General features: G+C 69.9%; 14 protein-coding genes. 3 read left to right on the forward strand and 11 right to left on the reverse strand.

Annotation, left to right across the window (positions count from 1 at the left end):
• The 5 genes from AC1DTW_RS13220 to AC1DTW_RS13240 all read right to left on the reverse strand — a co-directional run bounded on the left by AC1DTW_RS13220 (position 1) and on the right by AC1DTW_RS13240 (position 6,002).
• On the reverse strand, positions 1–483 hold the full coding sequence (locus tag AC1DTW_RS13220) for an acyl-CoA thioesterase (RefSeq protein ID WP_477981597.1): 483 nt from the start codon (positions 481–483) through the stop codon (positions 1–3).
• An 11-nt stretch (positions 484–494) separates the two neighbouring features.
• Positions 495–1,598 carry a patatin-like phospholipase family protein gene (locus tag AC1DTW_RS13225; RefSeq protein WP_477981598.1) on the reverse strand — a complete coding sequence of 368 codons (1,104 nt, stop codon included), beginning with the start codon at positions 1,596–1,598 and terminating at the stop codon, positions 495–497.
• A 44-nt stretch (positions 1,599–1,642) separates the two neighbouring features.
• The gene (locus AC1DTW_RS13230; RefSeq protein ID WP_477981599.1) at positions 1,643–4,003 is read right to left on the reverse strand and encodes a Tex family protein; all 2,361 of its coding nucleotides are present in this window, start codon (positions 4,001–4,003) and stop codon (positions 1,643–1,645) included.
• A gap of 104 nt (positions 4,004–4,107) precedes the next feature.
• The gene (locus AC1DTW_RS13235) at positions 4,108–4,575 is read right to left on the reverse strand and encodes a hypothetical protein (protein WP_477981600.1); all 468 of its coding nucleotides are present in this window, start codon (positions 4,573–4,575) and stop codon (positions 4,108–4,110) included.
• Between the two features lie 131 nt (positions 4,576–4,706).
• The gene (locus tag AC1DTW_RS13240) at positions 4,707–6,002 is read right to left on the reverse strand and encodes a BaiN/RdsA family NAD(P)/FAD-dependent oxidoreductase (protein ID WP_477981601.1); all 1,296 of its coding nucleotides are present in this window, start codon (positions 6,000–6,002) and stop codon (positions 4,707–4,709) included.
• A gap of 113 nt (positions 6,003–6,115) precedes the next feature.
• Between AC1DTW_RS13240 and AC1DTW_RS13245 the strand changes: the two genes are divergently transcribed.
• Complete coding sequence (locus AC1DTW_RS13245; RefSeq protein ID WP_477981602.1) at positions 6,116–6,868, forward strand: DUF1223 domain-containing protein; 753 nt, start codon at positions 6,116–6,118, stop codon at positions 6,866–6,868.
• 19 nt (positions 6,869–6,887) lie between these two features.
• Here the strand turns inward: AC1DTW_RS13245 and AC1DTW_RS13250 are convergent, their stop codons facing one another.
• A complete protein-coding gene (locus AC1DTW_RS13250; RefSeq protein ID WP_477981603.1) occupies positions 6,888–8,231 on the reverse strand; it encodes a DUF3943 domain-containing protein in 1,344 nt (447 codons plus the stop codon).
• Positions 8,232–8,525: 294 nt separating this feature from the next.
• Here AC1DTW_RS13250 and AC1DTW_RS13255 point away from each other — a divergent pair, with 294 nt between their 5' ends.
• Complete coding sequence (locus tag AC1DTW_RS13255; RefSeq protein ID WP_477981604.1) at positions 8,526–8,960, forward strand: hypothetical protein; 435 nt, start codon at positions 8,526–8,528, stop codon at positions 8,958–8,960.
• Positions 8,957–9,535, forward strand: coding sequence for a hypothetical protein (locus AC1DTW_RS13260; RefSeq protein WP_477981606.1), 579 nt, complete (start codon positions 8,957–8,959; stop codon positions 9,533–9,535). Before AC1DTW_RS13255 ends, AC1DTW_RS13260 begins: the two co-directional genes overlap by 4 nt.
• Positions 9,536–9,552: 17 nt before the next feature.
• On the opposite strand, the gene AC1DTW_RS13265 is transcribed toward AC1DTW_RS13260, so the two are convergent.
• The 5 genes from AC1DTW_RS13265 to AC1DTW_RS13285 form a co-directional block, all read right to left on the reverse strand.
• On the reverse strand, positions 9,553–10,464 hold the full coding sequence (locus AC1DTW_RS13265) for an SDR family oxidoreductase (RefSeq protein WP_477981607.1): 912 nt from the start codon (positions 10,462–10,464) through the stop codon (positions 9,553–9,555).
• Positions 10,465–10,494: 30 nt separating this feature from the next.
• On the reverse strand, positions 10,495–11,424 hold the full coding sequence (locus tag AC1DTW_RS13270) for a glutathione S-transferase family protein (RefSeq protein WP_477981608.1): 930 nt from the start codon (positions 11,422–11,424) through the stop codon (positions 10,495–10,497).
• Between the two features lie 29 nt (positions 11,425–11,453).
• Entirely contained in the window at positions 11,454–13,103 is a 1,650-nt protein-coding gene (locus AC1DTW_RS13275; RefSeq protein WP_477981609.1) for an isovaleryl-CoA dehydrogenase, read from the reverse strand.
• Between the two features lie 118 nt (positions 13,104–13,221).
• Complete coding sequence (locus AC1DTW_RS13280) at positions 13,222–14,238, reverse strand: NADP-dependent oxidoreductase (protein WP_477981610.1); 1,017 nt, start codon at positions 14,236–14,238, stop codon at positions 13,222–13,224.
• A gap of 16 nt (positions 14,239–14,254) precedes the next feature.
• A complete protein-coding gene (locus tag AC1DTW_RS13285) occupies positions 14,255–14,692 on the reverse strand; it encodes a PaaI family thioesterase (protein WP_477981611.1) in 438 nt (145 codons plus the stop codon).
• Between the last annotated feature and the right edge of the window lie 11 nt (positions 14,693–14,703).

The raw sequence follows: 14,703 nt of genomic DNA on the forward strand, positions 1-14,703 counted from the left end.
TCAGCCCCGCGCCGCGGCGCCCTTCATGCGCTGCGCAAACTCCTGCCGCAGCTCGCGCCGCATGCGGGCGGCGGCGTCGCGTCGGCGCTGGTCGTCGGTCAGCAATTCGAGCGGCGGCACCGCGGCCGGCTTGCGGTGCTCGTCCATCGCGACCATCGTGAAGAAGCAGCTGTTCGCATGCCGCAGCGACTGCGTCACGATGTTCTCGGTGACGACCTTGATGCCGATCTCCATCGAGGTCGTCCCGGTGAAGTTCACGCTCGCGAGAAAGGTCACGAGCTCGCCGACATGGATCGGCTCGCGAAACGTCACCTGGTCGACCGACAAGGTCACGACGTAGCGGCCCGCGTAGCGGCTCGCACAGGCGTACGCGACCTGGTCGAGCAGCTTCAGCACGGTGCCGCCGTGCACATTGCCGCTGAAGTTCGCCATGTCGGGCGTCATCAGCACGGTCATCGTCAGTTCGTGTTTCGGCAGGTTCATGCGGTTTTCCTTCAGACCAGGGGCTGCACAGCAAGACCCGCGCCGCCGGCCGCCCAGGCAGCGAACTCGTCGCGCAGGCGCGCGCTTTCCTGCACCGCGCGCGTCCACGCCTTGACGCGGCCGGGCGTGTCCTCGCCGAAGCGCTTGAAGTCGGCCCGATCGGGCAGCTTGCCGTTCGGCAGCGTCGCGATCCATTCGGGGCTCGGCGACAGCACGATCACGTTGGACAGCTGCGCGGTCGCTCGATGGCGATGCCTCAGGTACTTGTCGAGCCAACCGGGGATCACGCTGCTCTGGAAATGCGGGTACAGCACCAGCGCCGGCGCACCGTCCGGCGCATCGAGCATCGACGCGTAGTTCAGGTGCAGGTGGTAGTCGGTGATGCCGCCGTCCCAGTAGGCGCCGAGCGGCGCACCCGGGATGTCGTGCACCGGGTCGAGCCAGTACGGGATCGAGCAGCTCGCGAGCAGGCTTTGCGGCAGGTTGTCGGCGGCCAGGCGCGCGCTGTGCGTGCGGTAGTCCTGCAGGTGGATCGGCAGCGGCTCGCGCGGGTCGGAGAAGACCACGCGCTCCCACCAGCCGCCCATCGCGCGGCGGCTGAACGCATTCGTCGCGAAGGCGCCGAAATGGCTGAGCGGCGTGCTGATCGACGAGAGCGTGCGCCCGTGGCGGCGCAGCAGATGCCGGCCGCGGCTCGTGAACACATGCAGCCGGAAACGCGGGTTGCCGAGCAGTTCGCCGGTGCGCTGTCCGAAGCGCGCGCTCAGGTTCGCGCCGAACACCTCGCTGACGTGGTGCGACACCGGCAGCCTGCCGGGCAGGTGCTCGTAGCGTTGGTGGATGTAGTCGTGCCCCATCTGCGCGAGCGCGTTCGCCGGGTCGTTCAGACAGGCCGCGGCCATGCGCCAGGCACCGATCGATGCGCCGAGCAGGTGGATCGGCTGCGTCGCCGGCGCCAGCCACTCGCCGAACAGGTACTGGTCGAGCGGGTTCAGCACCAGCCCCTTCGGACCGCCCGCGGCGGCCGGGATCGCGCGCACGTGCCGTGCCTGCAGGCCATGCTCGCGCAAGGCCTGCAACGCACGCGGACCGGCGTGGACACGCAGGGCTTTCATGCTTCGCAATGTAAGCGGCGCGGCGCCGGCGTCGCGCGCGCCGTTCAGCGCTTGGTCTGCAGGCGCGCGAACGCGTCGGCCATCGCCGAGCCGCCGGCCGCCGGTGCTACGCCGCGATTCGGTGCTGCGACACGCTCACCGCGCGCCGGCGCGCGGTACGCGTTGGCGCCGCGCTCGCCGGCCTGCGCCGGCTTCGCATCGAGCTTCATCGTCAGCGAGATGCGCTTGCGCGCGAGGTCGACCTCGAGCACCTTGACCTTGACGATGTCGCCGGTCTTGACGACCTCTCGCGCGTCGGCGACGAACTTGTTCGCGAGCTGGCTGACGTGGATCAGCCCGTCCTGGTGCACGCCCAGGTCGACGAACGCGCCGAACTGCGCAACGTTGCTGATCGTGCCTTCGAGCGTCATGCCGGCGGCCAGGTCCTTGATGTCCTCGATGCCGTCGGCGAGGCGCGCGACCTTGAAGTCCGGACGCGGGTCGCGGCCCGGCTTCTCGAGTTCGGCGAGCACGTCCTTCACGGTGATCGCGCCGAAACGCTCGTCCGCGAAGGCCTCGGGCCGGTGTTGCGTCAGCAGCGCGCGGATCACGTCGCTGCGGCCCATCACCTCGGCGGCCGGCTTGTTCACGGCCGCGAGCAGGCGCTCGACCAGCGGATAGGTTTCAGGATGCACGCCCGATTCGTCGAGCGGGTTGTCGCCGCCGCGGATGCGCAGAAAACCCGCGCTCTGCTCGAAGGTCTTCGCGCCGAGCCCGCTGACATCGAGAAGCTGCTGGCGGCTGCGGAACGCGCCGTTCGCGTCGCGCCAGCGCACGATGCTCGCCGCGACGGCGCTGCTCAGACCCGAGACCCGCGCGAGCAGCGGCGTCGACGCGGTGTTCAGGTCGACGCCGACCGAATTGACGCAGTCCTCGATCACCGTGCCCAGGCTCTTCATCAGCTCGCTCTGGTTCACGTCGTGCTGGTACTGGCCGACGCCGATGCTCTTCGGGTCGATCTTGACGAGCTCGGCGAGCGGGTCCTGCAGGCGCCGCGCGATGCTGACGGCGCCGCGCAGGCTCACGTCGAGATCGGGCAGTTCCTTGCTCGCGTACTCGCTCGCCGAGTAGACCGATGCACCGGCTTCGCTGACGACGACCTTCTCGAGCTTCGCGTCGGGTGCACGCTCTAGCAACAGCGGCTGGAGGCGCTGGATCAGGTCCCCCGCGAGCTTGTCGGTCTCGCGGCTCGCGGTGCCGTTGCCGATCGCGATCAGGTTCACGCCGTGCGTCGCACAAAGCTTCGCGAGCGCATGCAGCGAGCCTTCCCAGTCGCGGCGCGGCTCGTGCGGGTAGACGGTGTCGGTGCCGAGCACCTTGCCGGTCGCGTCGACGACCGCGACCTTGCAGCCGGTGCGGATGCCCGGGTCCAGCCCCATCACGACGCGCGGGCCGGCCGGCGCGGCGAGCAGCAGGTCGCGCAGGTTCTCGGCAAAGACCTTGATCGCGACGCCTTCCGCAGCTTCGCGCAGGCGCGCGAACAGATCGCGCTCCAGGCTCAGGCTGAGCTTGACCTTCCAGGTCCACGCGATCGCCTTGCGGATCAGGTCGTCGGCCGGGCGCTTCGAGTGGCTCCATTGCAGATGCACCGCGATGTGGCCCTCCGCGAGCACGGGCTTTCCGGGAACGACCTCCTCATCGGTGACGAGCTTCGCGTCGAGCAGCTCCAGCGTGCGCCCGCGGAACACCGCGAGCGCGCGGTGCGACGGCACACGCGCGATCGGCTCGGCGTAGTCGAAGTAGTCGCGGAACTTCGCAGCCTCGGGCTGCGTGCCGTCCTTGCCGTCCATCAGCTTGCTCTGGAACAGCGCCTCGCCCCACAGCCAGTCACGCAGCTTGCGCACCAGCGCGGCGTCTTCGGCCCAGCGTTCGGCGAGGATGTCGCGCACGCCGTCGAGCACCGCATGGGCGTCGGCAAAGCCGGCATCGGCATTGACGAAGGCAGCGGCCTCGTCGAGGGGTGTCAAGGTCGGATCGGCGAACAGCTTGTCGGCCAGCGGCTCGATGCCGGCCTCGCGCGCGATCATCGCCTTCGTGCGGCGCTTTTGCTTGTACGGCAGGTACAGGTCTTCGAGTTCCTGCTTGGTCGGCGCGGCGTCGATCGCGGCGCGCAACGCCGGGGTCAGCTTGCCCTGCTCTTCGATGCTCTTCAGCACCGCGGTGCGCCGCTCCTCGAGCTCGCGCAGGTACGACAGGCGCGCCTCGAGCTCGCGCAGCTGGATGTCGTCGAGGTTGTCGGTCGCTTCCTTGCGGTAGCGCGCGATGAACGGGACGGTGGCGCCACCGTCGAGCAACTCGACGGCCGCGTGAATCTGGGCCGGCCGAACCTTCAGCTCGGCGGCCAACTGCAGAAGAATTTTGTTCAAGTCAAAGGGGAAGCGCCGCGGTCCTTCACGACCGCGGCGGCAGCATCAGCCAATCGAAGCGGCGCAGTGTGCCACAGGCCCTGCGCTGCCTCGCCGCGATGCCGTCACTGCGCCGGCGGGGGTTCCAGCGGCTTTGGCGGCGCCGGCGATACCGGCACCTCGATGACCGGGCCGACCTCGATCGTGTGCAGCTCGCGCAGGACGCCACCGCCGCCGACGCTGCCACTGACCGTGCCGGCGCCGCGCATGCGCAACTCGCAGTCGCGTGCCTCTTCGCCGCGCAAGGCGGCGCAACGCTGTGTCGCGTTGCGCTGGTAGTTGGCGTTGCCGGAGTCCAGGCGCTGGCGGCGCGCTTCATCGCGCGCGGCCGCCGCCTCGCGCAGGCAGGTCGCGCGATCCAGGTTGGTGGTGCGACCGCTCATGCAGTCGGCGCGCTCCTGTTCGTAGCGCGCCTGGATTTCGGCACTGCTGCGGTCCAGCGCAGCCAGCGCCGGCATGCCCGCCAGCGCGAGCAGCGCGCCGAGCAGCGTCGCGCGCAAGCTCGGGGTTCGTGGCTGTATCGAAGTGTTCATCACGGATGTCCTTTCGCCGGAAGGTCCCGACGTGCATTCACTCTAGAACCCCGGCCCGCACGCGACCGTCGGACATCGCGGCCCGCCAACGACCGCATCGACCGATGCGGGTGTAGGAGAGTTCCGGCAGATCAGCGCGCCGCGAGCCGGCGCAGCACGCCGCGCGCCGCCGCGGCGCCGGTGGCGAACGAGGCGCTGAGCAGGTAGCCGCCGGTCGGGGCTTCCCAGTCCAGCATCTCGCCGGCGCAGAACACGCCGGGCAACGCGCGCAGCATCAACTCGCCGGTCAGCGCTTCGAAGCGCACGCCGCCGGCGCTGCTGATCGCCTCGTCGATCGGCCGCGTCGCGACCAGTGTCAGCGGCAGCGCCTTCAGCGCGCTCGCGAGCTGTGCCGGGTCGGCGAGTCTGTCGCGCGGCAGCAGCTCGTGCAGCAGCGCGGCCTTCACGCCGTCGATGCCGAGCCGGCTCTTCAGGTGCGTCGACAGCGAGCGCGAGCCACGCGGCCGGGCGGTCTCGGCCTGCACGAAATCCGCGTTGCGTCCGGGCAGCAGATCGATGTGGACCAGCGCGCGGCCCTCGCGTTCGATCAGCGCGCGCGCGAAGGCGGACGCGGCATAGACGAGGCTGCCCTCGACCCCCGTTTCGGTGACGACGAACTCGCCGGCCTGCTGGAACCGCACGCCGTCGGCGCCGGCCACCGACAGCGCGACGTTCTTCATCGGCTGGCCCGCAAACCGGCCGCGGAAGAACTCGCTCCAGCCGGGCAGCAGCGCATCGTTCGCACCGCTGCGCGCCACCTCGAAGCCGCAGTTCGACGGCCGCAGCGGCGCGACATCGACGCCGCGCGCGGCCAGCAGCGGCCACCACGCGCCGTCCGAGCCGAGCCGCGCCCAGCTCGCGCCACCGAGCGCGAGCACGACCGCGTCGGCCGCGAACTCGATCTCGCCGTGCGGCGTGTCGAAGCGCATCGGCGCTTCCCGCGCCGCGTCATCGCCCCAGCCGCACCAGCGATGCCGCATGTGGAACGTGACGCCCGCCGCGCGCAGCCGGTGCAGCCAGGCGCGCAGCAGCGGTGCCGCCTTCAGGTCGGTCGGGAAGACGCGGCCCGAGCTGCCGACGAAGGTCGTGACGCCAAGTCGTTGCGCCCAGGCGCGCAACTCGGCCGGGCCGAACGCGCGCAGCATCGGCTCGAACGCCGGCCGCCGCGCGCCGAAACGATCGAGAAACGATTCGAGCGGCTCGCTGTGCGTCAGGTTCAGCCCGCCCTTGCCGGCGAGCAGGAACTTGCGCCCGACCGACGGCATCGCATCGAAGACCGCGACGCGTGCACCGCCCGCAGCCAGCACCTCGGCCGCCATCAGGCCCGCGGGGCCGCCGCCGATGACGGCGACGACGCGCGCTTGGGCATGGGCGGAAGAGGCGGTCATGATGGCGTCGGCCTGCAGATGCAAAGGGCGCGCAGTGTGGCACAGCCGGTGGCGATGTAAGAAGCCTGCGCCCGACGCGACCCAGGCGCTCAACCCCGAACCAGGAGTCCACGATGAACTCGTTGCAGCGCATGGGATGGCCGCTCGCGCTCTCGGCCGCGGCGCTGTCGCAGCCGGCCCTCGCCGCGCCGAGCTGCAGCGCGCGCAGTGCCGGTGTCGCGCCGCCGGTCGTCGAGCTCTACACCTCCGAAGGCTGCAGCTCGTGCCCGCCGGCCGATCGCTGGCTGTCGCGCCTGCCGGGCGACAGCTCGGTCGTCGCGCTCGCGTTCCATGTCGACTACTGGGATCGCCTCGGCTGGAAGGATCGCTTCGCGTCTCCCCTCTACACGCAGCGCCAGGCCGCGCTGCAGCGCAGCAGCGGCGCGCGCTTCAGCTACACGCCGCAGGTGCTCGTCGACGGCGCCGATCGCCCCGATTGGCCGCGCGCCACGATCGCCGCCAGCGGCCGCCGGCCCGCGCCGGTGGACGTGCTGCTGACGCGCGACGGCGCCGGCTACAGCGCGGCGATCACGCCCGCCGCGAGCGCGCCGCCGCTGCGGCTCGCGGCCTACTGGGCCGTCACCGAACAGAACCACCTCAGCGCCGTGAAGGCCGGCGAAAACGAGGGCGCGATGCTGCACCATGACCACGTGGTGCGCGAATACCGGCCGGTCGACGCGTGGCCGGTCGCCGCCGATCGATCGGCCGCGACGCTGCGCTTCGAGCCCTCGCTCGCCGCCGACCCGGCCCATCCGCGCGAGATCAGCCTGGTGATCGTCGACGACGCGACCGGCCGGCCGGTGCAGGCCGTCAAGCTCGGTTGCTGAGCGCGACGGTCCGCGCGCGCTATCGCCAATCGACGGCGCCGAAGCGATCCTGCCCGAGCAGCGTGTAGAAGACACCGACCGTCACCTGCTGCTGGCGCGAGCCCGACCCGTCGAAGCGCGCGTCGCGCCGGTTCCCCAGCACTTTGAGCGTCAGTGCATGCGGGCCGCTGAGCCGCCAGGTCAGCGCCAGATCGGCGCGCACGATGTTGTCGTGCCCGCCGCTCGTGCCCGATGCGATGTTGCTGACGAAGTACTCGCGCGCTGTCAGGTCGAGCGCCACGCGCTCGCCGTGGGTCAGGCGTAGCGCCAGCAAGGCCTGCGGCGCGACGCCGTAGTTGTAGTCGCGATCGTCGACGCGGCCGCGCGTGGTGCCGACGGCCGCATAGCCGAGGCCGACGAGCGCGCTGCCCTGCAGCGCCAGCGATTCGCCGAGCCACCATTGCACGGTCGAGCCGACCGACAGCGCGGTGGTCGAGACCCGAAAGGTCTGCGGCGCGATGTAGTCGTAGCTGCCGTAAAGGCCCCAGACACCCCGCCCCTTCGAGCCGAGCTCGTAAGGCTGGCCGATCAGCAGCCCGCGCGTCAGCACGTTCTCGATGCCGTTCGCGCTCGACACCGTCGCCTGGAACGCGAAGTAGTCGAAAGGCCGCGTGTAGGTGTAGCCCGGGCTGCCGGGCATGCCGTAGTCGATCGCGAAGCCGAGCTGCGCCTCGTTGCGCTTGAACGCGGCGTTCGACGTGCCCTGGCTGTGCGAGGCGCTGCCGCTGTAGCCGAACTCGAGGCGGCTGAAATACGCCGCGTCGCGGCTCGAGAACACGCCGCCGCCGCGCTCGCCGAAGACGAGCCGGTTGAACCCCGCCGACGGCGCGATCGCGGTGGCCGCCGCCTCGCGCCAGAAGCGCGGCAGGCCGCCGCCACGCTCGAGCACGAGGTTCGACATGCGAAACAGCGCTTCGCCGAGGAACGTGCCGCCGATGCCGCTCGCGACCTGGTCGTTGCGCGACGGGCGGGTGCGTTCGCCGGCGATCTCCCACAAGGCGCTGCCGGCGAAGGTCATGCCGAGCGACGGCCAGTAGCCGAGACCCGCCGAGCGCGCGAAGCCGTGGTACATCGCGCCTTGCAGCGGATGGCCGAGCTGGTTGATGTCGAACGGGTCGTGGTCGGTGCCCCAGCCGCTGCGCAGATTGCGCCGGATGCTGTCGAGCGTGACCCGATAGTCGTCGCGTCCGGTGCCGAACGCGCGATTCGCGCGGTTCACCAGCAACTCGAAGCCGACGATCTCGATCGCCGGCAGGCGAAAGTCAGACGGCGTCGGTTTGGCCTCGTCAGGCGCCGTGGCGCTTGCCGCTGGCGCCGGCGGCATCGGCTGGGCAGTGGCGAAGGCACACACCCATGTGGCGATACAGCCGACGACAAGTTGGCACGCTCTCGGCACGGCGCTCTCCGAAGCCTGGATGCCGCCCGAGTCTCCGGCCGCCGCACGCGCCGGCCTGTCGGCGAATGTCGCGCCGCGTTGTAGGAGCTCGCCAGCGAGTTCGGGAACTACTTCACGTCGGCCCGCGGACCATGCGCCGCGGCCCAGCGGCGGGCACCGCAGCGGCTGCACGCTGCTTTACATTCGCCGTCGCCAATCCCGGCCATCACCAAGGGCTTCCCGATGTTCGCTCGACTCAGTACCTACCTCGTGGCGTTGTCGCTGCTGATACTTTCCGGCTGCGCAGTCAACCGCGCGACCGCCACGGTCGATCCGTCCGCCAACCTCTCGAGCGTGAAGCGCGTCCACGTCGTCAAGGTGAAGGAAGACGAGCGCGGCATCAATCAGCTCATCGCCGATCGCTTCAACCAGCTCGGCATCACCGCGACCACCGGCCCCGAGAAGGTGGCAGGCGTCGACGCCGTCGTGACCTATGTCGACAAGTGGATGTGGGACATCACGATGTACATGCTCGAACTGACGGTCGTGATGCGCGACCCGGCGACGGACTTCCCGCTCGCTACCGGCAACTCGTTTCACACCTCGCTGACCCGCAAGTCGCCCAAGGAGATGGTCGACGAGGTCACCACCAACATCTACAAGGGAGTCAAACCATGAACCGCTTCGCACGAATCCTCTGCGGCCTGAGCCTGGCCGCCACCGTTGCCGCGCTGACGGGCTGCGCCGCGCCGGCGAGCCAGCAGGCGATGGCTGTCAGCGCGCCGGCCAAGATCGTCAAGCAGCATCCGTTCAGCGTCAGCGTGACGACGAGCGGCGGTGCCGAGACGAGCACCATGGGGAGCTCGGCCATCGCCAACGCCGACCTGAAGGCCGCGATCGAGAAGTCGATCCTCGAGTCCAAGGTGTTCAACGAGGTGGTCCAGGGCCGCCCCGGCCAATACCAGCTCAGCGTGGCCGTGACCCAGATCGAGAAGCCGAGCTTCGGCGCGAGCTTCACCGTGACGCTCGAAACCGCCTGGTCGCTCGTGCGCMCGAGCGACAAGAAGGTCATGTGGCGCAAGGCGATCAGCGGCGCTCACACGGCGACGATGAGCGACGCGTTCGTCGGCGTCAAGCGCCTGCAGCTTGCGGTCGAAGGCGCGGCGCGTGCCAACATCACGCAAGGCCTGACCGGCATCTCGGAAGTCGTGCTCGGCGACGCCGTCCAGGCGTCCGCCGCCGTGCCGAAGTAGCGCGAGGGCAGCGCCGCTCAGCCGACCTCGCGCAGCTGCGCCCGCAGCGCCTCGCCGAGCTCCGGCTTGTGCGCGAACGGGTCGGTCGGGTTGCGCGGGATCATGATGTCTTCGAGCCGCACCTGCACGCTCGCGAGCGACTTCGGGTGGCTGTAGACATAGAAGCGGCGCTCGGCGATCGCGTCGAACACGAACTGCGCGACCTGCGCCGCGCTGACCTTGCCGCTGCTGACGGCCTTGTCGCTCATCGCCTGGCCGATCAGCTGACTGCGCGTCAGCTTGCGGTCGGCATCGAGCATCTCGGCCGGGCGGTTGCGCTGGCTCTGCGTGATGCCGGTGGGCACGAAGAACGGGCACAGCAGCGACGCGCTGATCTGATCGGTGACGAGCTTCAGGTCCTGGTAGAGGGTCTCGCTCATCGCGACGACCGCGCTCTTGGTCGCGTTGTAGACGCCCATGTTCGGCGCGTTCAGCAGCCCGGCCATCGACGCGGTGTTCGTGATGTGGCCTTCGTAGCCCGGGTCCTTCGCGGCCGCCTCGAGCATCATCGGCGTGAACACGCGGATGCCGTGCGCGACGCCCATCAGGTTCACGCCGACGACCCATTCCCAGTCTTTCAGCGTCGTCTCCCAGATCAGGCCGCCGGCACCGACGCCGGCGTTGTTGAAGACGAAGTGCGGTGCGCCGAAGCGCTTGAAGGTGGCGGCGCCGAGCGCCTCGACTTCGGCGGCCTTCGACACGTCGAGCCGGAACGGCAGCACCTGCGCGCCGAGCGCCCCGATTTCGGCGGACGCGGCGTCGAGCGCGTCCTGCTGCACGTCGGCCATCACGATGTTCATGCCCAGACCGGCGGCGATGCGCGAGGCCTCCAGGCCGAAGCCCGACGCCGCGCCGGTGATCACGGCCGTGTGGCCCTTGAAGGTCTTCATGATTCGATGCTCTCTCTCGTTTTCAACGGGTCACTGGGGTTGTGGCTTCCTGATCTGGAAAGCGATGCGCGGAAAGTGCACGTGCACCGTGCCGGCGCGCGCGTCGGTGCGTGCGATCACGACCTCTTGCGGACCCAGGCCCGCGAGCGTGCCGGCGACGGGGTCGTGCGCGTAGTCGGTCGGCGTCACGGTCACTTCGTCGCCGAGCGCGAGGCCGGGCTCGGCGACGAACGACAGCGGCGCATGTTCGCCCTTCGCCGCCACGGCGATCGCCTCGGCGCTGGTCATCTTCGTCAGGCTGCCGTGGCCGAACTCGTTCACGCGCCGGTACCAGGTTTCGACCTCCGGATACGCCTCGAGCAGCGCCGCGATCGGCGGCGCGAGGTGGATGAACCAGATCGATTGCGCAGCCGAGAAGTCGGCGATCGACGCCAGCGCGCCGAGCAGGAACGGGCGGCCGTCGCCGAGCAGGTGTTCGAGCCGCGCGAGGTAGGTGTGCAGCGCGGCCGCGCCATCGGCGACCGTGGCGCGCTTCATGTTCGGGTTCATCGCCGCGCGGTCGGCCCCGAAGGCCTTCAGCGTCTCGGGGGTCGCGCCCTGCATCACGTGCATCGCGCCGGCGGGCTGCAGCGTGAACGGCACTGCGGTCCAGAACAGCGTGGTGTCGGCCCACTGCGCAATGATGTCGGCGATCCCGGTCGTCGCCATCGGGTACAGCGGCGGCTCGGGCCGGAGCCTGTCGATCACGCGGCACATCAGCGCGGTGTCGCAATAGATGTCGGCGCCGATCTGCATGAACGGCGTGCGCCGGTAGCCGCCGGTCAGCGCCTGCACGTCGGGCTTGGGCAGCATGTTCGGCACGATCACCGAATGCCACGCCAGGCCCTTGAAGCCGAGGATCAGGCGCATCTTCTCGGAAAACGGCGAGCCGGCGTAGTGGTGCAGGATCAGGTTGGACATGGGGTTCCCGTCGGTGCAGTCTGAGTCGATCAATGCGGATGGGCGCGCCGGGCGATCGATTCGAAATCGACACCGGCCGGCAGCGTGCCGAAAACTTGCGGGCCGTCGCCACCCAGGCGCGAACGGCAGAACGCATCGAACACGAAGTCGGGTGCGTGACGGCACAGCAGCGCGCCCTGCACCGCCAGCGCCACGTCTTGCGCGAGCCGACGCGCGCCGGCCTCGTCGCCCCCGCCGTCGGCCGCGTCGTTGAAGCGCGCGAGCAGCGCGTCGGCGAAACGATCGAGCTGCGGGTTCGCGCCGCGCGCGCTCGCGAGTTCGGTGGCCAGCGCCTGCACCACGTCGGCGTTCGCGCCGCCGCGTTTGCGCAAGACGCGCAGCAGGTCGAGCGCCATGATGTTGCCGGCGCCTTCCCAGATCGAATTCAGCGGCATCTCGCGGTAGATGCGCGCCATCACGCCCTCGCCCTGCTCTTCGACGTAGCCATTGCCGCCGAGGCACTCCATCGCCTCCTGTGCGAGCGCGGCGCCGCGCTTGCAGACCCAGAACTTCGCGACCGGCGTCAGCACACGGCGCATCAGCGCCTCGAACGGATCGTCGCGCCGGTCGATCGCGCGCGCCAGGCGCAGCGCGAGCGCGGTCGCGGCTTCGCTCTCGAGCGCGAGGTCGGCGAGCACGTTGCGCATCAGCGGCTGATCGGCCAGCAGCTTGCCGAACGCGCTGCGCTGCGACGCGTGATGCAGCGCCAGCGCGACCGCGCCGCGCATCAGCCCCGCGGTGCCGAGCGCGCAATCGAGGCGCGTCAGCGTGCCCATCTCGAGGATCTGCGGAACGCCGCGCCCTTCTTCGCCGACCAGCCACGCGAGCGCGCCGTTGAACTCGACCTCGGAGCTCGCGTTCGCGTGGTTGCCGAGCTTGTCCTTCAGGCGCTGGATCGCGATCGCGTTCAGGCTCCCGTCGGGCAGCACGCGCGGCAGGAAGAAGCACGAGAGCCCGGCAGGCGTCTGCGCGAGCACGAGGAACGCATCGCACATCGGCGCGGAGAAGAACCACTTGTGGCCGACGAGCCGATAGCAGCGGCCCCACGCGGTGTCTTCGAGATAGTCGGCACGCGTGGTGTTCGCGCGCACGTCCGAGCCGCCCTGCTTCTCGGTCATGCCCATGCCCATCATGGCGCCGCTCTTGGCCTCGACCTTCTGCAGGCGCGGGTCGTAGTGCGTGCTCGCGAGCTTGTCGAACCAATCGGCGAAGACCGGCGCGTTGCCGCGCAGCGCCGGCGTCACCGCGTAGGTCATCGAGACCGGGCACAGCACCGAGGGTTCGAGCTGCGTGAACATCAGGAAGCCGGCAGCGCGCTCGATGTGTGCGCCGGGTGACGGCTGCGCCCAGGGCGTCGCGTGCAGGCCGGCGCCGACCGCGGCGCCGAGCAGCGCGTGGTAGCTCGGGTGGAACTCGACCGTGTCGATGCGGTGCCCGAAACGATCGTGCGTGTGCAGCGCGGGCCGGTGCAGGTTGGCCAGGCGCGCGTGGGTCTGCATCGCCGCGTCGCCGAGCAGCGCGCCGAGCGCGACTCTCTCGCGATCGCTCGCCTGCGGCGCATGGAACTGCAGCGCGTCGCGCAGCGCGCGGTCGGTCGTGTACAGGTTGTGCCCCGTCAGCGGGGTGCTCTGGTTGAGCACCTCGTGCGTGATGTCAGCCCCTCGCTCGCGGTGTACCGCAAGCGATCCCCCGAGGGGATCTCGCCCGCCTTCGGGCGGCCGGGCGTCGGGCTCGTCACGATCTGCGGGGCCGTGCATGTCAGATCAGCTTGACAAGCTGCTTGCCGAAGTTCCGGCCTTTCAGCAGCCCGAGAAAGGCCTCGGGCGCGGCGGCCAGGCCCTGCGCGACGCTCTCGCGATACTTCAGCTTGGCCGTAGCGACCATCGTGCCGAGTTCCTTCAGCGCCTCGGGCCAGACTTCCATGTGCTCGCTGACGATGAAGCCCTCGAGCGTCAGGCGGTTCGTCAGCAGCAGCTGCGGCTGCTTCAGCGGGATCGGCTCGCCGTCGTAGCCGCTGATCATCCCGCACAGCGCGATCCGCCCGAACGCGTTCATGCGCGGCAGCACCGCGTCGAGCACGGCACCGCCGACGTTCTCGAAGTAGCCGTCGACGCCGTCCGGCGTCGCGTCTTTCATCGCTTCGTACAGCGCCTTCGGATCCTTGTGCGCCTTGTAGTCGACGCAGGCGTCGAAGCCGAGCTCGTCGACGACATAGGCGCACTTGTCGGCGCCGCCCGCGATGCCGACGGCGCGACACTTTCTGGCCTTCGCGAGCTGCCCGACCGCGCTGCCGACCGCGCCGCTGGCGGCGCTGACGACGATCGTCTTGCCGGCGCTCGGCTTGCAGATCTGCGTCAAGCCGTACCACGCGGTCACGCCCGGCATGCCGACCGCGCCGAGGTACGCCGACAGCGGCACATGCGTGGTGTCGACCTTGCGGAGCAGGCCTGGCGTGCCGGCATCGACGATGCTGAACTGCTGCCAACCGCCGAAACCGACGACCTTGTCGCCGACCGCGTAGGCGGGGTTCTTCGACGCGACGATCTCGCCGGCCGTGCCGCCTTGCATCACCGTGTTCAGCGGCTGCGGCGCGGCGTAGCTCTTCGCGTCGTTCATGCGGCCGCGCATGTACGGATCGAGACTCATGAAGTGGTGCCGCACCAGCACCTGGCCGTCTTTCAGCTCGGGCAGCTCGACCTCGACGAGCCTGAAGTTGTCGGTCGAAGCCTCGACGGCGGGGCGGGAGACGAGGTGGATCTGCTGGTTCGTGGTCATTGAAGACTCCTTCGGTTCAATCGGTGGAAAGTGGCGGCTGCAGCGCGTTCACTTCGGTGGGGCTGACCGGCAGTCGCTTGACATACTTGAAGGTGCCGGTCGCATGCGAACAGGCGCGGCCCTGCGCGTCGTAGACCGTGCCCTCGGTGAAGGCCATCGTCGCGGTGCGGTGGATCAGCCGGCCCTTGGCGATCAGCGGCCCGCGCGCCGGCTGCATGAAGGTGGTCTTCATCTCGATCGTCACGACGCCCATGTTCTGCTGCACGCTGCGCGCCGCGGCCGCCATCGTGACATCGAGCAAGGTCATGCACGCGCCGCCGTGCGTTACCGCGAAGCTGTTCAGGTGCTCGGGCGCCGCGGTGTAGCGCAGCTCCGACTCGCCGCCCGCAAAGCGCTCGAGCCTGAACCCGAGGTGCTCGACGAACGGAATGAGAACGCCGAAGGACAGGCCCATGGCGGGTGCTT

The sequence above is a fragment of the Rhizobacter sp. P5_A1 genome (assembly GCF_056400745.1).

Coding starts and splice junctions, on each gene's coding strand:
- AC1DTW_RS13220 (WP_477981597.1), bottom strand. CDS start 483: ATGAACCTGCCGAAACACGAACTGACGATGACCGTGCTGATGACGCCC.
- AC1DTW_RS13225 (WP_477981598.1), bottom strand. CDS start 1,598: ATGAAAGCCCTGCGTGTCCACGCCGGTCCGCGTGCGTTGCAGGCCTTG.
- AC1DTW_RS13235 (WP_477981600.1), bottom strand. CDS start 4,575: ATGAACACTTCGATACAGCCACGAACCCCGAGCTTGCGCGCGACGCTG.
- AC1DTW_RS13240 (WP_477981601.1), bottom strand. CDS start 6,002: ATGACCGCCTCTTCCGCCCATGCCCAAGCGCGCGTCGTCGCCGTCATC.
- AC1DTW_RS13245 (WP_477981602.1), top strand. CDS start 6,116: ATGAACTCGTTGCAGCGCATGGGATGGCCGCTCGCGCTCTCGGCCGCG.
- AC1DTW_RS13250 (WP_477981603.1), bottom strand. CDS start 8,231: ATGCCGCCGGCGCCAGCGGCAAGCGCCACGGCGCCTGACGAGGCCAAA.
- AC1DTW_RS13255 (WP_477981604.1), top strand. CDS start 8,526: ATGTTCGCTCGACTCAGTACCTACCTCGTGGCGTTGTCGCTGCTGATA.
- AC1DTW_RS13265 (WP_477981607.1), bottom strand. CDS start 10,464: ATGAAGACCTTCAAGGGCCACACGGCCGTGATCACCGGCGCGGCGTCG.
- AC1DTW_RS13270 (WP_477981608.1), bottom strand. CDS start 11,424: ATGTCCAACCTGATCCTGCACCACTACGCCGGCTCGCCGTTTTCCGAG.
- AC1DTW_RS13280 (WP_477981610.1), bottom strand. CDS start 14,238: ATGACCACGAACCAGCAGATCCACCTCGTCTCCCGCCCCGCCGTCGAG.
- AC1DTW_RS13285 (WP_477981611.1), bottom strand. CDS start 14,692: ATGGGCCTGTCCTTCGGCGTTCTCATTCCGTTCGTCGAGCACCTCGGG.